The sequence below is a fragment of the Salinispora cortesiana genome, from assembly GCF_000484695.1.
Lineage (GTDB): Bacteria > Actinomycetota > Actinomycetes > Mycobacteriales > Micromonosporaceae > Micromonospora > Micromonospora cortesiana.
Genome location: NZ_AXVR01000001.1, coordinates 145,137 through 168,242 on the forward strand (window position 1 = coordinate 145,137; position 23,106 = coordinate 168,242).

Genomic DNA, 23,106 nt, shown 5'->3' on the forward strand with positions numbered 1-23,106 from the left:
GCTCAGTCACACTACTGGAGGTGACCTCAAACACCCTCACCGGCGGGAGGCGCAAAAAACCGCCCGGATCCATCGATCCGGGCGGCAGTAGGGCGTGACCCTGCGTCAGGGAGTTGCTACCTCGCTGTGGAATGGCTCCATCTGGAGTTGGATGTCCACTCCGCGCTCCATCAGCCAGGGCACCGGGTCGAGCGGCTCGCCCTTGACATGGACCTCCAGGTGCAGGTGGGCGCCGTAGGAGAGGCCGGTGTTACCGACCAGGCCGAGCTGGTCGCCGGCCTTGACCTGCTGACCCTCCTGCACGCTGAGGGTGGAGGAGTGGCCGTAGATGGCCTCGCTGCCGTCGGCGTTCGCGACGATCACCGTGTATCCATATCCGCCAAACCAGCCGGCCTTGGTGACGGTGCCGTCATGGATGGAGACGTAGGGGGTGCCCTCCGGGGCGACCAGGTCCACACCGGTGTGGAGCTCTTCACCCTGAACGCCGTACGGGGAGTTGAACTCGTAGTCCTTGAGGGGGAGACACCAGACTCCCGTCTCCGCCTCCGGGTCGACCCGCTCGCCGTCCCGAGATGAGCGGTCGGCGGCGTTAGCGCGCTCCGTGGCGTCCTCGCTGAGCGCGGAGGCCGTCTTCAGTTCGTCCAGAACCGTCGGACTGACGCTCTTGGCGTCGGGAAGGGCGCTGCCGGCGAAGAGTGCGACCCCGCTGGCGCCGACGAGGGCGGTGGTGACCACTGCGGCGTAGCGGCTCCGCGGTGGGGTGGGCACGCGGCGGCGGCCGCGATATCTATCGGGCTCAGACGACAGGCGCTGGCGCACGCATACCCTCCGTTGTCGGGGTTTCGAGGCGATCGGGCGGGTCCGCGAAGCTGGATGAACTCCGCCGATCGCGTCGTCACCCGTCCATGGACCTGATGACAACCGTTGGACACGGTAGCCAACCGCCACGTCCGTCACAAGCCGCATCGCCAGATTGGTGTGATGTTCTGTCCGATTGTATCCACTATTGTCCTGGGGCTAAGCCAGTGAAGGTGTCCCCCATCTCATCCTGTTCGTCGCGTAGGGTGACCGAACGGTGGAGCCGTCCGACTTGACCAACCCCCGGGTGTTGTCCTGCTGTCCGGTGGGTGGGGGCCGAGGCTGCGGGGTGTTCGACGGCCCGGATTCCTCAGCCCGGACCGGTCGGGTTACCGTTCGTTAAGGTCAAGCCGCGGAGCCGGTGAAAGGGATGCGCAGATGAGCTCTCGTGTTCGGGTCGTCGTCGCCAAACCGGGCCTGGACGGCCATGACCGCGGCGCAAAGGTCGTCGCGCGTGCCCTCCGGGACGCCGGGATGGAGGTCATCTACACCGGTCTGCATCAGACCCCGGAACAGATCGTGGAGACCGCGATCCAGGAGGACGCCGACGCGGTCGGACTTTCCGTTCTGTCCGGGGCGCACATGACCCTTTTTCGGCGGGTGTTGGAGCTCCTTGCTGAGCGAGACGCGCGAGACATCGTCGTCTTTGGTGGGGGCATCATCCCGGACACTGATATCCCGGAACTGCAGCAGATTGGCGTAGCCAAGATTTTCACTCCGGGCGCCACCACGGGATCGATCGTGGACTGGGTTCGGCAGAACGTGGCGCAGGCCGTCGCCTGACGACCGGCCCGGAGAGTTCACGGGCCGGACAGGGGGAGAGGCCGGACGCACCCCTCACACGCCCGGCCTCTCTATGCACGATGCCCCGCCGCCACCCCTCGACCGACAGGGCATCGGCCGTCTCGTCGCCGCGCTGACCAGCGCTTCGACATCTGACTCAACGAGGCCTGACCCCCGGGGTTACGTGTCGGGGAAAACATCGTCCGGAAGGTTGACACTCGGCCAAACGATGGGTGCTGACCGGTCAGCTGTGCAAAACCGCACACCACGTACCCGCTTGGTCGTTGGTGGTGTCGACCTCGCTAGGCTGCCTTCAATGGCCTGTTACAACTGATGACAGGCGTCAAACTGTTTTCCATACGCTGGTGGCGGCGCGACGGCGCGCCGCGGAGACGGGACGGGACGCGCAATCGTGGACCTGTACGAGTACCAGGGGCGGGACCTGTTCGAGCGACACGGGTTGCCCGTGCTCGCTGGCGGCGTCGCCACGACCCCGGAGGAGGCCCGCGCGATCGCCGATCGCCTCGGCGGTCGGGTGGTTGTCAAGGCCCAGGTGAAGGTCGGCGGCCGGGGCAAGGCCGGCGGGGTGAAGCTGACCGAGGGCGCGGAGGAGACGGTGGCCCGGGCCACCGACATCCTCGGCATGGACATCAAGGGGCACACCGTCCACAAGGTCATGATCACCGTGACCGCGGACGTGGCCGAGGAGTACTACTTCTCCTACCTGCTGGACCGGGCGAACCGCACCTTCCTCTGCATCGCCAGTGTCGCCGGTGGGATGGACATCGAGCAGGTAGCCGCCGAGACGCCGGAGAAGGTCGTCAAGGCGCCGATCGACGCGAACACCGGCGTGGACGCGGCGACGGCCCGGCAGATCGTCACCCAGGCCGGTTTCCCGGCCGAGGTCGCCGACCAGGCCGTCGAGATCGCGGTAAACCTGTGGCAGGCGTTCGTCGCCGAGGACGCGACGCTGGTCGAGGTGAACCCGCTCGCCAAGACCGCCGAGGGCGGGCTGCTCCTGCTCGACGCCAAGGTCAGCCTGGACGAGAACGCGGCGTTCCGGCACCCGGACCACGAGGCACTGGTTGACCAGGCCGCGGTGGACCCCCTCGAGCAGGCCGCGAAGGAGAAGGACCTCAACTACGTCAAGCTTGACGGTGAGGTTGGCATCATCGGTAACGGCGCCGGGCTGGTCATGTCGACCCTCGACGTGGTCGCGTACGCCGGTGAGCGGTACGGCAGCGTGAAGCCGGCCAACTTCCTCGACATCGGTGGCGGTGCGAGCGCCGCGGTGATGGCCAACGGCCTCGAGATCGTGCTCTCCGACCCCGCCGTGAAGAGCGTCTTCGTCAACGTCTTCGGCGGCATCACCGCCTGCGACGCGGTCGCCAACGGCATCGTGCAGGCGCTGGCCCTGCTCGAGCAGCGGGGCGAGAAGGTCACCAAGCCGCTGGTCGTCCGCCTCGACGGCAACAATGCGGAGGCCGGTCGGGCGATTCTCGACGGCGCGAACAACCCGCTGATCCAGCGGGTCGACACGATGGATGGTGCGGCCGAGCGGGCCGCCGAGCTGGCCGCTGCGGGGGTCTGACAATGGCGATCTGGCTGACTAAGGACTCGAAGGTCATCGTGCAGGGGATGACCGGTTCCGAGGGTTCCAAGCACACTCGGCGGATGCTCGCCGCGGGGACCGACATCGTCGGTGGGGTGAACCCGCGCAAGGCGGGTACCACCGTCGACTTCGACGGCGCCCAGCTGCCGGTCTTCGCGAACGTCGCCGACGCGATGCGGGAGACCGGCGCCAACGTGACGGTCATCTTCGTGCCGCCGCAGTTCACCAAGAGTGCGGTGATCGAGGCGATCGACGCCGGCATCTCGCTCGCCGTGGTGATCACCGAGGGTGTGCCGGTGCACGACACCGCCGCCTTCTGGGCGTACAACGTGGCGCAGGGCGAGCGGACCCGAATCATCGGGCCGAACTGCCCGGGGATCGTCTCGCCGGGCGCCTCCAACGCCGGCATCATCCCGGCCGACATCACCGGCGCCGGCCGGATTGGCCTGGTCAGCAAGAGCGGCACGCTGACCTACCAGATGATGTACGAGCTGCGCGACATCGGCTTCTCCACCTGTGTCGGCATCGGCGGTGACCCGATCATCGGCACCACACACATCGATGCGCTGGCCGCGTTCGAGGACGACCCGGACACCGATGCGATCGTCATGATCGGTGAGATCGGTGGCGACGCTGAGGAGCGGGCTGCCGAGTTCATCAAGGCGAACGTCACCAAGCCGGTGGTCGGCTACATCGCTGGCTTCACCGCCCCGCCCGGGAAGACGATGGGGCACGCCGGTGCGATCATCTCCGGCTCGGCCGGCACGGCGGAGGCCAAGAAGACGGCGCTGGAAGCAGTCGGCGTCAAGGTCGGCAAGACTCCGACCGAGACGGCCCGGCTGATGCGGGAGATCATGTCCGCAGGCTGAGCCCCGGCGGCGACAGCTGGAGGGATCGGCCGTCCACGGCTGATCCCTCCAGTCGTCAACTCAGCTGAACGGATTGCTGCCGCCAATGTAGAGAAGTCCGTTGCCGATGATGTTGAGTACGCCGAAGGCGATGCCCAACCAGCCGAGCACCGGCGAATTGCCGAAGCGCCGCGCATCGCGGATCGACAGGTAGCCGAAGACGATCCCGAGGACGCCGCAGCAGAGCAAGCCGACGACGATGCCCAGTACGCCCCAGAGCGTCGTCCGGTCCTTGCCCGCCGCCGCGCTGGGCGGCGGATATGCAGCGGTCACGGCGTGCCTCCTTGCATCGGTGCCGCGCCCGCCCGGGTGCAGGGGCACGGTCAACACCTCCGGTGGTGAAGGTCCCCACTTGACACACCGGTCGGCCGCGGTGGCGTCCTGTGGCCGAGGCTAGACCGGATCGGAGGCAGGAGACGGTGGATCACGCAACTCGAACCCGCCCGGGGGGTTTATCGACCTGCCACCGCCCCCACGGCATGTCAGAGTGGACCTGATGTCCTCTGTCACCCCCGATCAGCCCGGCCGACGCGCCCGGGTGGGCGCCCGCCCACCGGGGCGACCCGGGCCGGCTCGCCGGGTCCCCGTACCACGGGCGGGTGGGCCGCCGAGTCGCCCGCCGCTGGCCGTCGCCGCGGGCGTCGCCGCTGTCGGGGCGGCGCTCACCTCCTGGTTGCCGGTGGCAGTGGTGCTCTGGTTCTTCCAGCTCAGTGAGGGTGCGTCGAGCCTGCCGGACGCGGTCCGGGTCGGGCTGGCCGGCTGGTTGCTCGGGCACGGCGTCCCGCTGACGACGAACACCGGTCCGCTCGGGCTCGCCCCGCTGGCGGTGACCCTGCTGGCCGGCTGGCGACTCATCCGGGCCGGGGTGCACGTCACCCGGGCCATCGGCGCCCGGGGCAGCAGGTCGCCAAAGCGCGCGTTCGTCGCCGCGGGGGCGGTCGGGCTCGCGTACACCATTCTTGGAGTGCTCGCCGCCCTGCTGGTCACCGGCGGGAAACTGGACGTGTCGCCGATACGGACCGGCTTGACCCTCGCCGTTGTCGCCACAGTTGCTGCCCTCGTCGGGGCGGTTCGTACGACTGGGCTCGGTGACCTGCTCGCCGCGCGGGCGCCGCTACCGCTGCGGGAGGGGATCCGGACCGGTCTGGTCGCGGCGCTTCTGCTACTCGCGGCGGGGGCCGGCGTGGCGGGGCTGGCGGTGGCGACCGGCGGTGGTGACGCGGCCGACCTGATCGCGGCCTACCACACCGGGGTGGCGGGGCAGGCCGGGATCACCCTGGTCAACCTGGCGTATGCCCCGAACGCGGCGGTATGGTCAACCAGCTACCTGCTCGGCCCCGGGTTCGCGGTTGGCACCGACACCACGGTGCAGACCAGCGAGGTGACAGTTGGGGTGCTGCCGGCTCTGCCGCTGGTCGCGGGCCTCCCCGGTGGACCGGTGGACGGCCTGGGAACGGGCCTGCTCGCGGTGCCGGTTCTGGTCGGGATGGTCGCGGGCTGGTCGTTGACCCGTCGGGTGCTTCGACTCGGCAGCAACAGAGCCCGGGAAGAGTGGGGGCCGCTGCTGCGCCCGGCGGCGCTCGCCGGCCCGGTGGCGGGCCTACTGGTGGGGGCCGCGGCGGCGGCGTCAGCCGGCCCGCTTGGTGCGGGCCGGCTGGCGGAGGTCGGACCGGTGCCGTGGCAGGTGGCGGCGGTGGCGACCGTGGTGACCGGGACCGGCGTGCTGGGTGGCGTGGTAGCGGCCCGCTTCCTGTCCCGCGGCTGACCGCGTCGAGGCGGCTAGAGGGCGAGCCCGACGAGGTTCAGGACACCCCAGCCGAGGCCCAGCAGCGCGCCGATCGCTCCGCAGATCATGCCGGCCAGGGCCTGGCCGCGATTGTCCGCGAGCCCCTGCTCGACCTTCTGCTGGCCGAGCCATCCGGTCACCGCCGCGGCGATGCCCACCGGCAGGCCGAGAAAGCAACAGGCCAGCGGGACCGACGCGATGCCGAGGATCATGGAGACCAGCCCGAGCGTGTTCTGCTTTCCCGCCGGGAACGGGTAGCCCGCGTTCGGGTACATCTGCACCCCACCGTAGGGCCCCGGGTGCGGCGCGGCGTACGGGTCCGGTGGTGGTGGGCTTGGCGGTGCGCTGGGCATGGCGTACGGGTTCACCGGCGGCGGGGGGTACGGCTGCTTCGAACCCGACGTGGCCGGTGGGGCGTACGGGTCGGCCGGTGGGGCGTACGGGTCCGCCGGTGGGGCGTACGGGTTGGCCGGTGGGGCGTACGGGTCCGCCGGTGGGGCGTACGGGTTGGCCGGTGGGGTGGACGGATCGTGTTGCGGGGCGGATGGGTCGGGCTGCATGCGTCCTCCCGGTCGATCAGCAGGAGTTCGAGGATTGGGCGGAATTCCGGGCGGCATCTCTCGCTACTCCTTTGAACAGGGTGCGACATCGGGACAACTGTCGCTACCGGTGCACGGGAGAGCGACCGGCAGCGTACCTGGTCCGGTCGCTGATTCAGCGTCGGCTTGCCGCCCAGCGGACCGGCGGCCGGGCCGCCCCGATAGGGTTGTCCGGTGCCTGAGCCCGCGTCTGCCGCCCGTATCGTCGTTCTCGTCTCCGGCTCCGGCAGTAACCTTCAGGCGTTGCTCGACGCCGGCACCGACTCCGGGTACGGGGCCCGGGTGGTCGCGGTCGGGGCGGACCGCGACGGCATCGCTGGGCTGGATCGGGCCGCGGCGGCGGGGCTACCGACCTTCGTTGAGCGGGTGAAGGACCATCCGACCCGCTCCGACTGGGACGCCGCGCTCACCGCGCGGGTCGCCGAGCACACACCGGATCTGGTCGTCTCCGCCGGCTTCCTGAAGCTGGTCGGCCCGCATTTCCTCGCCGCGTTCGGCGACCGCTATCTGAACACGCACAACACCCTGCTGCCGGCCTTCCCCGGCATGCATGGGCCCCGCGACGCGCTCGCCTACGGGGTGAAGATCACCGGGGCCACCCTCTTCTTCGTCGACGCGGGCACGGACACCGGCCCGATTGTCGCCCAGGTCGCGGTGCCGGTCCGGGACGATGACGACGAGCAGACGCTCACCGAGCGCATCAAGGAGGCCGAGCGACGCCAGCTCGTCGAGCAGGTGGGTCGCCTGGTCCGTGCAGGTTGGACGATCACCGGAAGAAAGGTCACGGTCCCGTGAGTTCCAGTCAGGACGAGCGCCGCCCGATTCGGCGGGCGCTGGTCAGCGTCTACGACAAGGCCGGTCTGGCCGAGCTGGCCCAGGCGTTGCACGACGCCGGCGTGGAGATCGTCTCGACCGGAAGCACCGCGTCGGCCATCGCCGGTGCTGGCGTGCCGGTCACCGCGGTGGACTCGGTGACCGGGTTCCCGGAGATCCTCGACGGCCGGGTCAAGACCCTGCATCCCAAGATCCACGGTGGTCTCCTCGCGGACCTGCGCAAGGAGTCACACGTGGGGCAACTCGCCGAGCATGGCATCGGGGCGATCGATCTGTTGGTGTCCAACCTGTACCCGTTCCAGGCGACTGTCGCCTCCGGGGCGGGGCAGGACGAGTGTGTCGAGCAGATTGACATCGGTGGGCCGGCGATGGTGCGGGCCGCCGCCAAGAACCACGCCTCGGTCGCCGTGGTGACCGAGGCGTCGGGCTACCCCCAACTGCTGGCGGCGGTACGGGCGGGTGGCTTCACCCTGGCGCAGCGTCGGGCGCTCGCGGCCCGGGCGTTCGCGGTGATCGCCGACTACGACGTGGCCGTCGCCGAGTGGTGCGCGCGGGAGCTGGTCGAGGAGGACGCGCCGTGGCCGGGCTTCGCCGGGCTGGCGCTGCGTCGCGACGCGGTGCTGCGGTACGGGGAGAACCCGCACCAGCCGGCCGCCCTCTACACCGACCCGTCGAGCCCGGCCGGGCTCGCCCAGGCCGAGCAGCTGCACGGCAAGGAGATGTCGTACAACAACTACGTTGACGCCGACGCCGCCTGGCGGGCCGCCAACGACTTCTCCGACCAGCCGGCGGTGGCGATCATCAAGCACGCCAACCCGTGTGGCATCGCGGTGGGCGCGGACGTCGCCGAGGCACACCGCAAGGCACACGCCTGCGATCCGGTGTCCGCCTTCGGTGGCGTGATCGCCGTGAACCGGCCTGTCGGCGTCGAGCTCGCCGGGCAGGTGGCGGAGGTGTTCACCGAGGTGGTTGTCGCCCCGGAGTTCGAACCCGACGCGCTCGAGGTGCTGCGGGGCAAGAAGAACGTGCGCCTGCTGCGCGCCCCGGCCTACGCGCCGGCGTCGGCGGAGTGGCGACCGGTCACCGGTGGGATGCTGGTGCAGGTGCGGGACCGGGTGGACGCCGCGGGTGACGACCCGGCCACCTGGCAGCTGGCGACCGGCGAGATCGCCGACGAGGCGACCCTGCGGGACCTGGCCTTCGCCTGGCGGGCGGTCCGAGCGGTGAAGAGCAACGCGATCCTCCTCGCCCGCGACGGGGCAACCGTCGGCGTGGGTATGGGGCAGGTCAATCGGGTCGACTCGGCCCGGCTGGCGGTGGAGCGGGCCGGCGCCGAACGGGCGCGCGGTGCGGTGTGCGCCTCCGACGCGTTCTTCCCGTTCGCCGACGGGCCGAAGATCCTCTTCGACGCCGGAGTGCGGGCGATCGTCCAACCCGGCGGATCGATCCGGGACGAGGAGGTCATCGAAGCTGCCAAGGCGGCCGGCGTGACCATGTACCTGACCGGCACTCGGCACTTCTTCCACTGACCGAGGTCAGGTCAGCTCCAGCCCGCCGTCGACAGTGAGCACCTGCCCGGTCAGCCAGGTGCTGGCCGGGTCGGCCAGGCGCAGAATCCAGGTGGCGACCTCTTCGGGATCACCGCGGCGACCGAGGGGGATGCGGACGGCCTCTGCTTGCTTGATCTCTTCGATGGCCGGGTCGGAGAGTCCGGCGGCGGCCAACGCCTGGCTCTCGGTTGGGCCGGGAGCCAGGGCGTTGACCCGGATGCCGTCCACCGCGAGTTCTGCCGCCCAGCTCCGGGTGAGCTGTTCGAGGGCGGCTTTGGAGGCCGCGTAGTGGGCGGCGCCGGGCAGGGGTCGGTGGCCGTAGGTACTGGAGACGTTGACGATCGATCCGCGGCTCCGGCGTAGGTGCGGTAGGGCCGCGTGCGCCAGCAGGCTGGGCGCGACGACGTTGAGGTCGAACAGGGCGGCGATGCCCGCGGCCGTGGTGTGCGCCAACGGCATGATCCTGGTAGCGCCGGCGTTGTTGACCAGCATGTCCAGTTGTCCCCAGCGGTCGACTGCGGCGTCCACCACTTCCTGCGGTGCTCCGGGGTCGTTCAGGTCGGCCGGGTGGACGGCGATCGCGGGGTGTCCGGCGGCGGTCTCCGCAAGGGCATCCTTGCGGCGGCCGACGCCCAGCACCCGGGCGCCCGCGCGGGCGAACGCGTGTGCTGTGGCGCGGCCGATGCCGGATCCGGCGCCGGTGACGACAACGACATGTGCGGTGAGATCGGTACAGGGTCTGGCGTTCACTGCCACTCCAATGTTCGACGTTCGTAAAACGTCGAACAAGGTACCATGGTCGCCATGAAGAAGGCACGACATCCCGACCCCGACGAGATCTCCCTCATCGACGTGCTGGGGGCTCTCAACGACCCCATCCGGGTCGGCCTGGTACGGGTGCTTGCCGATGGTCGCGAACGCGGGTGGGGCGAACTTCGCGTGCCGGTCGCCAAGTCCACCCTCAGCCACCACCTGCGCGTGCTCCGCGATGCGGGTATCACCCGCACCCGGCAGGAAGGCACCCGCTGCTTCGTCGAGCTCCGTGGCGGTGACCTCGACGCCCGCTTCCCCGGGCTGCTGGGCGCCGTCCTCGGCGCCGCCGATCGGGACGACGTGGGCGGCCATGTTGGCGTCGTCGGTGGCCCACCCGAGGCCCGCGCAGATCGAAAGCCTGGAGCCCCGCAGATCGAAAGCTGAGGGCCTCGCAGTTCGACAGTCGGGTGCCGCGCGGATCGAAACCCTCGGGGTTGGCATCAGGGGCCCAGCCCGGCGGATCGATCCGGGAGGAGGAGGTTATCGCCGCTGCCAAGACGGCCGGCATGACCACCATGGCGGCTCTACTTTGCCCGGACAGCCCGAACAAAGCCGCCGACCGGACGGGCAGGAGGCCGGCGGTAGGGCGGCATGTCCACCCGGCCACCGATCCCGGCCGGCCCGGTCGGCGCGAGTCGCCCCGCGCCCGCCTCGCCCCGTGCATCAGGTGGGCGAGCGAGGCATCGGGTCAGGAGGACGTGTTCAGGAAGCCCTTGAGGAGCGTCGCGGTCTCGGCGGGGCGCTCAAGGCTCGGGAGGTGCCCGCCCCACGGCAGTTGTACGTGCCGGGCGTCGGAGAGGCGGTCGGCCAGGTCGATGGCGACCTGCTGGAAGTAGTCCAGATCGTGCTTGCCCGAGACGATCAGGGTGCGGGCCGTGATCGTCGACAGCTCGCAGTCCGCCTCCAGTTGGTCGTACTCCTCCTCCGCGGCGAGCTGTACGTCGTAGGCGTGCCGCTGCATGCCCCGTACCTTCTCGCGCGTCTCGTCGTCGGCGTCCGGTCCCAGCCAGGTACGTACGTTGAGCTCGACCGCGCCGTCCAGGTCGTCGGCGTCGACCAGAGCCTCCTCTTCGGCGTCGAAGGTGTCCAGCTCCGCGGTGGGCTCATGGTGGGGTGAGCCGGCGCAGAGCAGCGCCAGAGCGCTCACCCGGTTCGGCCAGCGGGCCGCGAACTCCAGGGCCACCCGGCCGCCGTAGGAGGAGCCGACGACGGCCGTCTGCTCGATGCCCAGTGCGTCCAGCAGTTCACGTACATCGTCCGCATTGTTGTTCGGCGCGTCCGGCACCGGTGTCTGCCCATAGCCCCGGAAGTCACAGCGCACCACGCGGTACCCGGCGTCCAGTAGCGACTGCCACTGCGGGTCCCACATCCGCCGGTCACACACCGAGGAATGCAGCAGGACGACCGTGTCACCGGTCCCCGCCATGTCGTGCGAGAGCAGCACCACGTGTGCTGTACCTTCCTTCTGCCAGTTTGGTACGTCGATTGGTAGTCGATTAGTGAGCGTCAAGCGTGGACGGGTGGTGGAGCCTCAGTGGCACACCCATCCGTGTGTGTCCGGCATATGGCCCTGATGGACGGCGGTGAGCGTCTCGGGTAGGGCCATGGTCACCGTGTCCGGCCGTGCCGCCGCTGATCCCCAGCTGTCGCGGGCCGTCGTGCACGATCGTACTCCGCCGATAGCTCGTGATTTCGGGTTGGGCAGGGCCAGGGCTGGCCGCAGCCGCTGCGGGTCCATGCTCGGGTGACCGGGCTGTGGGCGGTCATCCGGCACCGTGCAGGAAGCGGTGGGTGATTCTGCGGGCGTGCCGGCTGGTTGCCCAGTCGGCCTGCGGGCACGGGTACGGCGTCAGCCGCGACCACCAGGCGTGGCAACCGGTGCACATGCCGTCAGGTCCGGGTACGTGCGCGGCGAGGATCGCCTGTTCCTGCTGGTCGGCCGCCGGTCTCATCGATGGCCCCTGGTCTCACCATCGGTGCTCTGCGCCACCGTCGTCCGGGTAGGGGGCGCGGGCTGAGTCGGCTCGCGGTGCCACTGCGTGTCCCGTAGTCGTCTCGCCTGTTCGAGCAGCCGCCGCCGGGCCGCTTCCCGCTCAATCGCCTGGTGGCGCTCCCCGAGGCCAGGTGGCGGGGAAGCATCGGAGCGCCGCAGCAGCCACAGCACGAGGTAGCGCAGTTTAGACCAGATCGTCACAGGTTCCGTCTCCCTTGTCGTGATGGGAGGGCGGCGACGGCAGGCGCAGACAGAGGCGCTGTGCTCGGGTTGCTATCGCCGCCACCCAGCGGACACGGTTGACATGGCGTGAGGTTCCTGTCTTCGTGTCCTGATCGGAACGCTATGAACAGCACGTTGTGTGGTGGAACACCTACGCACCACTATCAGCCGGTGACTCCCATGCGTTCGCACAGGCCCCGCAAATCAGTGGAAATAAGACCCCGGCGCAGCAGTCCCCGCGCGATCTCTCGCGCCGCCGTTGACGACCGGGTGTGCTGCGGGCCAATCCGTTCGGCCGTCGACAGCATCCGTACCGCGTCTCGCTCGCGTTCGGCCGCGACCATTGCTCGGGCCATGTCCAGCCAGAAGTACACCTGACGTACCGCTGGCAGCTCCGCGACGGCCACCCCGCCGGCGGTCAGCAGCGCCTCATTTGGGCGACCGGTGTCGAGCTGGTAGGCCATTCGCCACAACGCCACGTTGCTCGGTCCCCATGCCAGATCCCAGCTGGTTGTCTCCCCGGTGTGTGTGGCGATCTGTGCCGCCTCGTCGAGGTGATCTTCAGCCGTGATCTGGTCCTTCAACCCAGCGAGGTGATGCGCGCGGGCCAGGTGTAGGAAGCCGAGCACGTCCAAGGCCGTCTCCGCATCACTGCCCTCCAGGTCCAACCCGGCCCGATCGCAGTACGCTCGCGCGGCACCGTACGCGCCGGTGTGCGCCGCCACCCGGGCTCGGTTCGCCGCCGCGACCCCTACCGCAACCGGATCGTCGAGCAGGTCCGCCGCCTCGGCGCACCGCTCGGCGGCCAGCCACGCGTGGGCCGGATAGCCGACGTTCAGCAGTGACCCCATCGCCACCCCGTACACCGGCAGCATCAGTTGGTACGCCGCCCGCTGATCGGTCACCTTGTGCAAGGTCGGTAGGAGGTCCACCAGCCGACGCAGCGCACCGGCGTAGTCACACCGGCCGTACAGGTCCCGCACCAACGCTGCTTCCCGAGCTACCTGCCCCACATTGGCAGCCCCGACACCGACCACCGGTGGTCCGCCGAACGGGTGCGCCATCATCGCCCGCCACACCCGTTCGGCTTCGATGCGCGCCTTCGAGCTGTCGGTCGGCGGGAGTGTATGGCTGTCCCGTGAGGTCAACAACCGAACATTCCAGGGCGGCAGCCAAATCGACCACCATGTACCGATCCGTGCGCTGCAACCCGCGCTCGATGCGTGACCATGTTGTGTGTGAGATACCCGCACGACTCGCGGCATGTCGGATGCTCCAGCCGCGCAGCTCACGTCGGGCCCGGATGCGGTCGCCCACGGACGGATCAGCAGGTATGGCTCGGCGAGGCATAGTAGTCCCCTCGAACAGCGGCTTGTGGCGGCGGGACGATGTCCTGGTCCCACTGTGTGCGCTCATCGGCTGGGGCGTCAACCGAAGTCCGCTGCCCGGATTCCTGGTGGCCGCGAGCTGGGGTGCGGTCGTCAGGAGGGGGACGCTGGCTCGCGGAGTTCGGCGAAGTGGCAGGCCGACGGGTGCGGGTCGGCGGCGCGCGGCACGGTGTCCGGGTCCTGGGTGGCGCAGACATCCTGCGCCTTCCAGCACCGGGTGCGGAACCGGCAGCCGCTCGGCGGGTTCGCCGGGCTCGGCACGTCACCGATCAGGCGGATCATGTTCTGGCTGTCCCGCTGCTCCGGGTCGGGCACCGGCACCGCCGACAGCAGTGCCTGGGTGTACGGGTGGGTGGCCCGCTGGTAGATCTCCTCCTCGGTGCCGAGCTCGACGATCCGACCCAGGTACATCACCGCGACCCGGTCGCAGATGTGCCGTACCACCGACAGGTCGTGGGCGATGAAGATGTACGAGAGACCGAGCTCGTCCTGAAGCTGCTCGAGCAGATTGATCACCTGCGCCTGGATCGAAACGTCCAGCGCGGAGACCGGCTCGTCACAGACGATGACCTCGGGGCGCAGCGCGAGCGCACGGGCGATGCCGATGCGCTGCCGCTGGCCACCGGAGAACTGGTGTGGGTACCGGTTGATGTGCTCGGGGCTGAGCCCGACCATGTCCAGCAGTTCCTGGACCCGCCGCTGCCGGCTGCCCCTGGGCGCCGCCCCCGGGTGGATCTCGAAGGGTTCACCGATGATGTCGCCGACGGTCATCCGCGGATTCAGCGAGGTGTAGGGATCCTGGAGGACCATCTGCATGTTGCGGCGGAGCCGGCGCAACTCCCCGCCACGGGCGGCGAAGAGGTCCCGCCCCTCCAGGGTCGCCGCTCCGGAGGTCGGCATCTCCAGCCGCATCAGCAGCCGGGCCAGGGTGGACTTGCCGCAGCCGGACTCGCCGACGATGCCGAGGGTTTCCCCGCGGCGCAGGTCGAAGCTGACCCCGTCCACGGCGCGGACCGCGCCGATCTGGCGCTGGAAGATGACGCCCCGGGTGATCGGGAAGTGTTTGACCAGGTTTTCGACGGCGAGGATCGGCTCGCCGCGTACCTTCTTCGGCGGGCTAGCGGGCGCGGTCATCGCGGACCTCCTGCGCGAAGTGGCACGCGCTGGTCCGGCCGTCGCCGAGGACCAGGTCGTGCGGTACGACGTCCACGCAGACCTGCTGGACGTATGGGCATCGGGGGTGGAAGGGGCAGCCGGAGGGGATCCGCATCAGGTTCGGCGGCAGGCCCCGGATGGTCGACAGCTGTTGGCCCTGGAAGTCCAGCCGCGGGATCGACTTCAACAACCCCTTGGTGTACGGGTGGGCGGGTGCCTTGTACAGCGACCGGACGTCGGCGTGTTCGACGATCCGCCCGGCGTACATGACGGCGATCCGGTCGGCGACGCCGGCTACCACGCCGAGGTCGTGAGTGATCAGGATCATCGCCATGCGGAGGTCTCGGCGCAGGTCGGACAAAAGGTCCATGATCTGGGCCTGCACGGTCACGTCCAGCGCGGTGGTCGGCTCGTCGGCGATGAGGACCTTCGGGTTCAGCGCCAACGCCATGGCGATCATGACCCGTTGCCGCATGCCGCCGGAGAACTGGTGCGGGTAGTCGCCGAGTCGGCTGGCCGCAGCCGGGATCTTGACCAGCTCCATCAGCTCGATCGCCCGCCGGCGGGCGTCGCCGCGGGACATCCCAGCCCGTTGGCGCAGCGTCTCGCCGATCTGCCAGCCGACCGGGAAGGTCGGGTTCAGCGCGGAGAGGGCATCCTGGAAGATCATGGAGATCTCGGTACCGCGTACCTGCCGGCGTTGCTCCTCGGACTGGGTGAGCAGGTCGCGTCCCTGGTAGCGGATCTGCCCGGAGCGGATCACCGCGGGCGGGGTGTCCAGGATGCCCATGATCGCTTGGGCGGTGACTGACTTGCCGGAGCCCGATTCGCCGAGTACGGCGAGGGTCTCCCCGGCGTCCAGGTGGTACGAGACACCGTTGATCACCTTCGCCACACCTTCGCCGGTGCGGAACTCGACGTGCAGGTCCCGTACCTCGAGCAGGTGGCCGCCCTCCGGGGTGGGGGAGGCGGGCGTGGGTTGGACGGCGGACTGGGACACAGGGTCTGCCTTTCGCTCGCTGCCACGAGTGGGCCGGTTCCGGCGCATGGGGCTCACCGGAGTTTCGGGTCGAAGGCGTCTCGGATCGCGTCGCCGAGCATGATGAACGCCAGCACGGTCAGCGCGAGGAAGGTCGATGGGACGATCAGCGGGGTGGCCGACTCCCGCATGTGCACCCGACCGTTGTTGATGTCGATGCCCCAGGAGATTGTGGGCGCCTTGAGCCCGATGCCGAGGAAGGAGAGCGTCGCCTCGGCCGCGATGAACGACCCGAGCGCGATGGTCAGCACCACGATGGCGGGAGCGAGGGTGTTGGGCAGGATGTGTCGCCACATGATCCGGCTGTTGCTCGCGCCGAGCATCCGGGCGGCGGAGACGTAGTCCTGCTCCTTCGCGGTGATCACCGACGAGCGGACCACCCGGGCCGTCGTGGTCCAGCCGAGCACCGCCAGGACGAAGATGACCGCCGCGATCCGGATCGTCGCGCTGTCGCTGGCGACTCGTTTGAGCAGCACGATCGCGGCGAGCAGCAGCGGGATACCGAGCACGATGTCGATTACCCGGGAGAGGATGGCGTCGATCCACCGGCCGAAGTACCCGGCGAGCATGCCGACGGTGAGCGCGATCAGCCCGGTGAGCACCGCCGACAGGGCGCCGACCAGGAGTGAGGCGCGGGCACCGTAGACCGCCCGGGCATAAGTGTTGCAGCCCTGGAAGTCGTACCCGAAGATGGCTCCACCGGCGGGGCCGGCGTGCTGCCGGGAGAGTAGGCAGTCGGCCGGGTCGGCGGCGGTAAACAGCGCGGGCACGGCGGCCATCGCGGTGACCACCAGGACCAGGGCGGAGCTGATCCAGAAGATTGGCTTTCGCCGTAGGTCTCGCCAGGCGTCGCCGGCGAGGCTGCGCGGTCGGCCGGGGGCGACGGAGGTGCCGCCGACCTGGTTCGGCGCGTTCGGCTCGCCGGAGGGACCGCGCCGGGCATTCGGGTCCTCCGACCCGGCCACCGTCTGGAAATCACTCATAACGGATCCTCGGGTCGAGTACGGCGTAGAGCACGTCCACCACCAGGTTGGCGATGAGGTAGACCACGACCAGCACGCTGACGATCCCCACCACCAACGGACCGTCCTCGGTACGGATGGCACGGAAGAGGTTGAAACCGACCCCGGGAATGTTGAACACCCCTTCGGTGATGATCGCGCCGCCCATCAGGTTGCCTAACTCGACGCCGAGGAAGGTGACCACCGGGATGAGCGAGTTACGCAGCACGTGGATGCCGACGATCCGTCGCTTGACCAGGCCCTTCGACCGGGCGGTGCGGACGTAGTCGGCGCGCAGGTTTTCGGCCACCGAGGTCCGGGTCAGCCGCAGCGCGGTGGCCAGGGAGAGGGAGCCGAGGACGATCCCGGGCAGCAGGAGCGCGTAGAAGTCGGGGTCGGCGCCGGCCGTGGGTGGGAAGAGCTGCCACCGGACGCCGAGGAGGTACTGCGCGATGGGTGCCAGCACGATGGTCGGCACGGCGAGCACGACCAGGGTCAGCAGCAGCGTCGAGTTGTCGAAGATGCTGGCTCGCCGAATGCCGGCGAGCACACCGGCGGTGACCCCGACGAGCACGGTGACCGTCATCGCGATCAGGGCCAGCTTGATCGTCACCGGCCAGGCGGCGGCGAGGATGTCGCCGATCTGCCGCCCGGTGAGGGACTCGCCGAGGTCGCCCTGGAGCAGGTTCCGGATGTAGTCGAAGTAGCGGTAGAAGAAGCCGTCGATACCGGTCCGGTCCAGGTGGAACTTCTCCGTCAGGTATGCCCGTTGGGCTTCGGTCACCGGGCGTTCGCCGGCGAGCGCCTGGATGGGGTCACCCTGACCGGCGAACATCAGCGCGTAGACGATCAGCGTGGTCCCGAAGAAGGCGAGGACCATCTGGAGTAGTCGTCGCAGAATAAAGCGGACCATACTAGGCAGTCTCTCTGAAAAAGGGCGAAGGGGAGGCGTGGTCGGGTCACCAGCTACCCGGTGACCCGACCACGCCGCTCGTTACGGAATTACTGGACTGCCTCGATCTTGAGCAGGTCGACTCGGTTGAAGAGGTCCAACTCCACGTTCGTGACCTTGCTCGAGTGCCCGAAGACGTTCTGGCCGTAGCGCAGCGGGATCACTGGCATGTCCTCGGCCAGCAGCTCCTCGGCCTGCTGGTACTTCGCGATCGCCTCCTCCTCGGAGGCTGCCGCCGTGCCCTCGGCGACCAGCTTGTCGAACTCGGGGTTCTCGTAGCCGTAGAAGTTCGACGAGCCGTTGCTGCTGTACAGCGGGCCGAGGTAGTTCTCCATGGACGGGTAGTCCATGACCCAACCCATCCGGAACAGGCCGACCGGCTGCTCCGCCTTGACCTTCGTCAGCAGGTCGGAGAACTTCGGCTCGGCGCTGCCGACGCACGCCACATCCAGGTTCGCCTTGAGCTGGTTGCAGGTGGCGTCGACCCAGTCCTTGTGGCCGCCGTCGCCGTTGTACGAGATCTCGATCTGGCTCGGGCCGCCCGCGCTCTCGTAGAGCGCCTTGGCCTTGGCCGGGTCGAAGGTGCCGGCGTCGCCGATGGTGTTCTCGCGGTAGCCCGCGACAACCGGGGAGACGAACGAGCGGGCCGGAGTCTGCGAGTCCTTGAAGACCGCCTTCGTGATCTCCTCCCGGTCGATCGCCATCGAGATCGCCTTCCGCGCGTCCGGGTTGCTGAACTCCTCCTGGTAGGTCGGGAAGGAGAGGAACTGGAAGGACGATCCGGGGCTGGTCTGGAACCGGTCCCCCAGGTCGGTGGGGGCGGTCGACAGGTTCTCGGTCGGAATCGCCTTGATCACGTCGAGGTTGTCCGAGAGGACATCCGCGTACGCGGCGGCGGGCTGCTGGTAGATCCGGAACTCGACGCCCGCCACCTTCGGCTGCTCGCCGGGGAAGGCGTCGTACCGCTCGACCTCGACCCGGGCGTCGTGCTGCCAGGTGCCCTTCATCTTGAACGGGCCCTGACCGATCGGTGCCTGCTCGTAGCCCTCGTCGAGCACGCCCGGCTCCGAGAACGCGGCCTTCGGCAGCGGGTAGAAGGCGTTGTACCCGAGCATGGTCCGGAAACCGGAGTACGGCGCGGACAGGGTGACGTTGAAGGTCAGGTCATCAACCTTCTCCAGGCCGGACAGCGTCTGCGCCGTCGGGGTCTCGCCCTGAAGGTCCTCGTACCCGGCGATCTTCTCGAAGAAGTAGCTCGAGCCCTGGCCGTTCGGGGCGTAGGCGCCGTAGTTCCAGGCGTCGATGTAGTTGTCGGCGGTGACCGGCTCGCCGTTGTGGAAGGTGTAGCCGTCCTTGAGTTTGATCGTCCAGGTGATGTTGTCCTCGGAGGTCACCGACTCGGCTGCCACCTCGTACGCCTGGTTGGCGTCGTCGTAGTCGACCAGCGGGCTGAACAGGGCGGCGAGCACCTGCGAGCCACTGGTCTCGTTGGTGTTGGTCGGAACCAGGTGCTGCGGCTCGGCGATCTCGATCCGCACGGCCGCGTTGGGGTCGGTCCCGCCGGAACCACCGCTGCCGGAGCCGCAGGCCGTCAGGCCCAGGGTCACCGCGAGCGGGAGGGCCGTCCAGGCGGCGAGTCTACGAACGCGCATGAAGCCTCCTCATCCTCACGCTGCGCAGGACCCGACGTTGGGTAACGCTGCGCAACGATCGGCAACGGTAGGTCACCGGTTGGCGATCGACAACGAAAGGGTTGCGAAGTCGTAACGGAGGGTGGGGTTGGGCCTTGTTGGGGGTGCCCCTCCGTGCTATAGATTCCGCTGTTGACCTGCGCCTTTGGCTCACCGAATTGGTGGATTTGTCGGGGTGTGTCGACCCGTAACGGCGACTCCGAACCCGCCGTCGCCGACCGTCCGGCGTGCCCCCGACCGTCCGGCGTGCCCCCGACCGCGATTGGGTGTCTGGTTCTTGGGCCAACATGCGTTACTCAGAGTGACTTATTGCACGCGGCTGGCGGGCCTGGTGTCCCCGGTCACAGCAGCGCCGGCCGTGGGCTGCCCGGGTCGTCGGCTCCGCACCGGGTCGGCGTGAGACGATCTGGAGGTGACGGCGACGCTTCTGGACGGCAAGGCGACCGCAGCCGAGATCAAGGACGAGCTGCGGGTGCGGGTGAAGGCTCTGGCGGAACGGGGTGTCACCCCCGGGCTCGGCACCGTCCTGGTCGGCGGCGATCCCGGCTCCCAGGCGTACGTCAACGGCAAGCACCGGGACTGCGCCGAGGTCGGCGTCGCCTCGCTCCGTCGGGAGCTTCCGGCCGACGCCACGCAGGAGCAGGTGGACGCCGTACTGGCCGACCTGAACGCCGACCCGGCCTGTCACGGCTACATCGTGCAGCTGCCGCTCCCCGGCCACCTGGACACCCAGCGGGTGCTGGAGCTGATCGACCCGGACAAGGACGCCGACGGTCTGCACCCGGTCAACCTGGGCCGGCTGGTGCTCGGCTACCCGGGGCCGCTGCCCTGCACCCCGCGCGGGATCGTCGAGCTGCTTCGCCGGCACGACGTGGCGCTGCGAGGTGCCCGGGTCGTCGTGGTCGGTCGGGGTAACACGGTCGGCCGCCCGCTCGGGCTGCTGCTCACCCGGCGCAGCGAGAACGCGACCGTCACCCTTTGCCACACCGGCACGCTCGACCTCACCGCGCACACCCGGGCCGCGGACATCGTGATCGTCGCGGCCGGCGTGCCGGGGCTGCTCACCGCCGACATGATCACGCCGGGTGCGGTCGTGGTGGATGTCGGGATCACCCGGGTGGTCGGCCCCGACGGTAAGGGCCGCTACACCGGCGACGTGGATCCCGGCGTCGCCGAGGTGGCCGGGGCCCTGGTCCCGATGCCCGGTGGAGTGGGGCCGATGACCCGCGCGATGCTGCTGACCAACGTCGTGGAGCGGGCCGAGCGCGGCTGAAGTCCCGCAGCGGCACCGAAGCGCACCCATCGGGGTCATAACCGTCCGCCCCTGACCGGATCGGTGTCAGGATGGCTGATACGGTCCGGAAAAACCGACTGGTATCAGGGAGTGGGACGTCAATGGGTAAGAAGGTCACTGTCGTCGGGGCCGGCTTCTACGGCTCCACCACCGCGCAGCGTCTGGCCGAGTACGACGTCTTCGGCACCGTCGTGATCACGGACATCGTGGAGGGCAAGCCGGCGGGTCTCGCCCTGGACCTCAACCAGTCCCGGGCGATCGAGGGCTTCGAGACCAAGCTGGTTGGCGTGACCACCGGCCCCAACGGCGAGGGCTACGAGGCCATCGAGGGCTCGGATGTCGTCGTTGTCACCGCCGGCCTGCCGCGCAAGCCGGGCATGAGCCGGATGGACCTGCTGGAGACCAACGCCAAGATTGTCCGGCAGGTCGCCGAGAACGTCGCCAAGTACGCGCCGAACGCCGTCGTGATCGTGGTCTCCAACCCGCTCGACGAGATGACCGCGCTGGCCCAGATCGCCACCCAGTTCCCGCACAACCGGGTGCTCGGCCAGGCCGGCATGCTGGACACCGCGCGGTTCACCAACTTCGTGGCCGAGGCACTCGACGTGCCGGTGGCGTCGGTGCGGACGCTGACGCTGGGCTCGCACGGGGACACCATGGTCCCGGTGCCGTCGAAGAGCAGCGTGGCCGGCAAGCCGCTGCGCGAGGCGATGCCCGCCGAGCAGATCGAGGAGCTGGTGGTCAAGACCCGTAACGGTGGCGCCGAGGTGGTGGCGCTGCTCAAGACCGGCTCGGCCTACTACGCCCCGTCGGCCGCCGCCGCCCGGATGGCGAAGGCCGTCGCCGAGGACTCCGGCGAGGTCCTGCCGGTCTGCGCCTGGGTGGACGGGGAGTACGGCATCTCCGGCGTCTACCTCGGGGTGGAGGCGGAGATCGGCGCGCAGGGTATCCGGCGGGTCGTCGAGACCGACCTGGACGCCGATGAGCTGGCCGCCCTGAAGGAGGCCGCCGAGGCGGTTCGCGCCAAGCAGAGCGACGTCGCCAGCATGTGATCGACCGACGGCAGTGCCCCGTGGTCACCCGGCCGCGGGGCCGCCGTCCCCCTCGCCGAGGGGTTCGGGCCCCGGGAATGAGGCCGGCTGGGGAGACCGGGATTGTTTGCAGTACGCTCGTACTGCTTGAGCATGTGTCCCCCGAGAGGAGCGCCGGCCGATGGCGAAGATCAAGGTAAACAACCCGGTCGTAGAGCTCGACGGCGACGAGATGACCCGGATCATCTGGAAGCAGATCCGGGAGCAGCTGATCCTGCCCTACCTCGACGTCGACCTGCGTTACTACGACCTCTCGATCCAGCACCGGGACGAGACCGACGACCAGGCCACCGTTGACGCCGCCAACGCGATCAAGGAGCACGGCGTCGGCGTCAAGTGCGCCACGATCACTCCGGACGAGGCGCGGGTCGAGGAGTTCGGCCTGAAGAAGATGTGGCGGTCGCCGAACGGCACCATCCGCAACATCCTCGGCGGCGTCGTCTTCCGTGAGCCGATCATCATGTCCAACGTGCCGCGGCTGGTGCCCGGTTGGACGAAGCCGATCATCATCGGCCGGCACGCCCACGGCGACCAGTACAAGGCCAGCGACTTCGTCGTCCCCGGGCCCGGCAAGGTCACCATCACCTATACCCCGACCGACGGCACCCAGCCGGTCGAGATGGAGATCGCCAACTTCCCCGGTGGCGGCGTCGCCATGGGCATGTACAACTTCGACGAGTCGATCCGGGACTTCGCCCGCGCCTCCATGCGGTACGGCCTCGACCGGGGCTACCCGGTCTACCTGTCGACCAAGAACACCATCCTCAAGGCGTACGACGGCCGGTTCAAGGACATCTTCGCCGAGGTCTACGAGGCCGAGTTCAAGGCCGACTTCGAGGCGGCCGGCATCAGCTATGAGCACCGGCTGATCGACGACATGGTCGCCGCGGCGCTCAAGTGGGAGGGCGGCTTCGTCTGGGCCTGCAAGAACTACGACGGTGACGTGCAGTCCGACACCGTCGCGCAGGGCTTCGGCTCGCTCGGCCTGATGACCTCCGTGCTGATGACCCCCGACGGCCGCACCGTCGAGGCCGAGGCCGCGCACGGTACCGTCACCCGGCACTACCGGCAGTACCAGAAGGGCGAGAAGACCTCGACCAACCCCATCGCCTCGATCTATGCCTGGACCCGGGGCCTGGCCCACCGGGGCAAGCTGGACGGCACCCCGGCGGTTGTCGAGTTCGCCAACACTCTGGAGAAGGTCATCATCGAGACCGTCGAGGGCGGCCAGATGACCAAGGACCTCGCGCTGCTCATCTCGCGGGACGCCCCGTGGCTGACCACCGACGAGTTCATGAACGCGCTGGACGAGAACCTGGCCCGCAAGCTCGCCTGACTCCGACCGGCGGGGCCGCCGACTACCGGTGAGGTAATCGGCGGGCGGGTTCGAGCCGGCGGGTGGCGCGACTTTCTTCGGCGCGCCTCGTTGACCCAGATGGACGAGATGCCAGTCGCGTCCAGGAAGGTTGACCACGGTCGCCCGCGACGTGCGCCGCCCGTCAGCTTTCCCGGCTGTCACGCACAGCCAGCCGTCCCT

The 23,106-nt window shown here is 69.2% G+C and carries 22 protein-coding genes and 1 pseudogene; 10 read left to right on the top strand and 13 right to left on the bottom strand.

The features are described 5' to 3' along the window. Nucleotides 1-105: 105 nt before the first annotated feature. On the bottom strand, nucleotides 106-819 hold the full coding sequence (locus K228_RS0100750; protein WP_033776332.1) for a M23 family metallopeptidase: 714 nt from the start codon (nucleotides 817-819) through the stop codon (nucleotides 106-108). 417 nt (nucleotides 820-1,236) lie between these two features. On the opposite strand from K228_RS0100750, the gene icmB reads away from it, so the two are divergent. The 3 genes from icmB (at nucleotide 1,237) to sucD (ending at nucleotide 4,122) form a co-directional block, all read left to right on the top strand. Continuing rightward, entirely contained in the window at nucleotides 1,237-1,641 is a 405-nt protein-coding gene (icmB, locus tag K228_RS0100755; protein WP_012015020.1) for a coenzyme B12-dependent isobutyryl CoA mutase small subunit, read from the top strand. Nucleotides 1,642-2,053: 412 nt separating this feature from the next. After that, the gene (gene sucC, locus K228_RS0100760; RefSeq protein WP_025616683.1) at nucleotides 2,054-3,232 is read left to right on the top strand and encodes an ADP-forming succinate--CoA ligase subunit beta; all 1,179 of its coding nucleotides are present in this window, start codon (nucleotides 2,054-2,056) and stop codon (nucleotides 3,230-3,232) included. A 2-nt stretch (nucleotides 3,233-3,234) separates the two neighbouring features. Continuing rightward, the gene (gene sucD, locus K228_RS0100765; protein ID WP_025616684.1) at nucleotides 3,235-4,122 is read left to right on the top strand and encodes a succinate--CoA ligase subunit alpha; all 888 of its coding nucleotides are present in this window, start codon (nucleotides 3,235-3,237) and stop codon (nucleotides 4,120-4,122) included. Nucleotides 4,123-4,182: 60 nt separating this feature from the next. On the opposite strand, the gene K228_RS0100775 is transcribed toward sucD, so the two are convergent. Beyond that, the gene (locus K228_RS0100775; RefSeq protein WP_025616685.1) at nucleotides 4,183-4,434 is read right to left on the bottom strand and encodes a hypothetical protein; all 252 of its coding nucleotides are present in this window, start codon (nucleotides 4,432-4,434) and stop codon (nucleotides 4,183-4,185) included. Between the two features lie 223 nt (nucleotides 4,435-4,657). Between K228_RS0100775 and K228_RS0100780 the strand changes: the two genes are divergently transcribed. Next, nucleotides 4,658-5,926, top strand: a complete 1,269-nt coding sequence (locus tag K228_RS0100780) for a cell division protein PerM (RefSeq protein WP_025616686.1) — start codon at nucleotides 4,658-4,660, stop codon at nucleotides 5,924-5,926. A gap of 14 nt (nucleotides 5,927-5,940) precedes the next feature. Here K228_RS0100780 and K228_RS25235 read toward each other — a convergent pair whose 3' ends face one another. Continuing rightward, nucleotides 5,941-6,507 carry a DUF4190 domain-containing protein gene (locus K228_RS25235; protein WP_033776334.1) on the bottom strand — a complete coding sequence of 189 codons (567 nt, stop codon included), beginning with the start codon at nucleotides 6,505-6,507 and terminating at the stop codon, nucleotides 5,941-5,943. Between the two features lie 213 nt (nucleotides 6,508-6,720). Between K228_RS25235 and purN the strand changes: the two genes are divergently transcribed. Then, nucleotides 6,721-7,341, top strand: a complete 621-nt coding sequence (purN, locus tag K228_RS0100790) for a phosphoribosylglycinamide formyltransferase (RefSeq protein ID WP_025616688.1) — start codon at nucleotides 6,721-6,723, stop codon at nucleotides 7,339-7,341. Next, complete coding sequence (gene purH / locus K228_RS0100795; RefSeq protein WP_025616689.1) at nucleotides 7,338-8,909, top strand: bifunctional phosphoribosylaminoimidazolecarboxamide formyltransferase/IMP cyclohydrolase; 1,572 nt, start codon at nucleotides 7,338-7,340, stop codon at nucleotides 8,907-8,909. The genes purN and purH overlap by 4 nt, the downstream gene beginning before the upstream one ends. 6 nt (nucleotides 8,910-8,915) lie before the next feature. Here purH and K228_RS0100800 read toward each other — a convergent pair whose 3' ends face one another. Then, nucleotides 8,916-9,680: an SDR family NAD(P)-dependent oxidoreductase gene (locus tag K228_RS0100800; protein WP_025616690.1), complete on the bottom strand. Its 765-nt coding sequence runs from the start codon at nucleotides 9,678-9,680 to the stop codon at nucleotides 8,916-8,918. 45 nt (nucleotides 9,681-9,725) lie between these two features. On the opposite strand from K228_RS0100800, the gene K228_RS0100805 reads away from it, so the two are divergent. Continuing rightward, nucleotides 9,726-10,127, top strand: a complete 402-nt coding sequence (locus tag K228_RS0100805) for an ArsR/SmtB family transcription factor (protein ID WP_025616691.1) — start codon at nucleotides 9,726-9,728, stop codon at nucleotides 10,125-10,127. Between the two features lie 304 nt (nucleotides 10,128-10,431). Here K228_RS0100805 and K228_RS0100810 read toward each other — a convergent pair whose 3' ends face one another. From K228_RS0100810 to K228_RS0100845, 9 genes and pseudogenes are all read right to left on the bottom strand, one after another. Beyond that, nucleotides 10,432-11,190: an alpha/beta fold hydrolase gene (locus K228_RS0100810; RefSeq protein ID WP_018252364.1), complete on the bottom strand. Its 759-nt coding sequence runs from the start codon at nucleotides 11,188-11,190 to the stop codon at nucleotides 10,432-10,434. A gap of 316 nt (nucleotides 11,191-11,506) precedes the next feature. Continuing rightward, nucleotides 11,507-11,695, bottom strand: a complete 189-nt coding sequence (locus tag K228_RS0100815; protein WP_025616692.1) for a hypothetical protein — start codon at nucleotides 11,693-11,695, stop codon at nucleotides 11,507-11,509. After that, nucleotides 11,692-11,937: a hypothetical protein gene (locus tag K228_RS26615; protein WP_080671501.1), complete on the bottom strand. Its 246-nt coding sequence runs from the start codon at nucleotides 11,935-11,937 to the stop codon at nucleotides 11,692-11,694. The genes K228_RS0100815 and K228_RS26615 overlap by 4 nt, the downstream gene beginning before the upstream one ends. Nucleotides 11,938-12,122: 185 nt before the next feature. Beyond that, nucleotides 12,123-13,275: pseudogene (locus K228_RS25240) on the bottom strand (helix-turn-helix domain-containing protein). A gap of 164 nt (nucleotides 13,276-13,439) precedes the next feature. Beyond that, nucleotides 13,440-14,480 carry an ABC transporter ATP-binding protein gene (locus tag K228_RS0100825; protein WP_025616693.1) on the bottom strand — a complete coding sequence of 347 codons (1,041 nt, stop codon included), beginning with the start codon at nucleotides 14,478-14,480 and terminating at the stop codon, nucleotides 13,440-13,442. Then, nucleotides 14,464-15,549, bottom strand: coding sequence for an ABC transporter ATP-binding protein (locus K228_RS0100830; RefSeq protein ID WP_029723252.1), 1,086 nt, complete (start codon nucleotides 15,547-15,549; stop codon nucleotides 14,464-14,466). The genes K228_RS0100825 and K228_RS0100830 overlap by 17 nt, the downstream gene beginning before the upstream one ends. Before the next feature lie 5 nt (nucleotides 15,550-15,554). Next, nucleotides 15,555-16,523, bottom strand: coding sequence for an ABC transporter permease (locus tag K228_RS0100835; RefSeq protein WP_025616695.1), 969 nt, complete (start codon nucleotides 16,521-16,523; stop codon nucleotides 15,555-15,557). After that, the gene (locus K228_RS0100840) at nucleotides 16,516-17,454 is read right to left on the bottom strand and encodes an ABC transporter permease (protein ID WP_018720570.1); all 939 of its coding nucleotides are present in this window, start codon (nucleotides 17,452-17,454) and stop codon (nucleotides 16,516-16,518) included. Before K228_RS0100840 ends, K228_RS0100835 begins: the two co-directional genes overlap by 8 nt. An 89-nt stretch (nucleotides 17,455-17,543) precedes the next feature. After that, nucleotides 17,544-19,145 carry a peptide ABC transporter substrate-binding protein gene (locus tag K228_RS0100845; RefSeq protein WP_025616696.1) on the bottom strand — a complete coding sequence of 534 codons (1,602 nt, stop codon included), beginning with the start codon at nucleotides 19,143-19,145 and terminating at the stop codon, nucleotides 17,544-17,546. Nucleotides 19,146-19,596: 451 nt separating this feature from the next. Between K228_RS0100845 and K228_RS0100850 the strand changes: the two genes are divergently transcribed. The 3 genes from K228_RS0100850 (at nucleotide 19,597) to K228_RS0100860 (ending at nucleotide 22,905) form a co-directional block, all read left to right on the top strand. Beyond that, complete coding sequence (locus K228_RS0100850; protein ID WP_025616697.1) at nucleotides 19,597-20,457, top strand: bifunctional methylenetetrahydrofolate dehydrogenase/methenyltetrahydrofolate cyclohydrolase; 861 nt, start codon at nucleotides 19,597-19,599, stop codon at nucleotides 20,455-20,457. Between the two features lie 122 nt (nucleotides 20,458-20,579). Beyond that, entirely contained in the window at nucleotides 20,580-21,530 is a 951-nt protein-coding gene (locus K228_RS0100855) for a malate dehydrogenase (RefSeq protein WP_025616698.1), read from the top strand. A gap of 160 nt (nucleotides 21,531-21,690) precedes the next feature. Next, complete coding sequence (locus tag K228_RS0100860; RefSeq protein WP_018222693.1) at nucleotides 21,691-22,905, top strand: NADP-dependent isocitrate dehydrogenase; 1,215 nt, start codon at nucleotides 21,691-21,693, stop codon at nucleotides 22,903-22,905. Nucleotides 22,906-23,106: the final 201 nt, after the last annotated feature.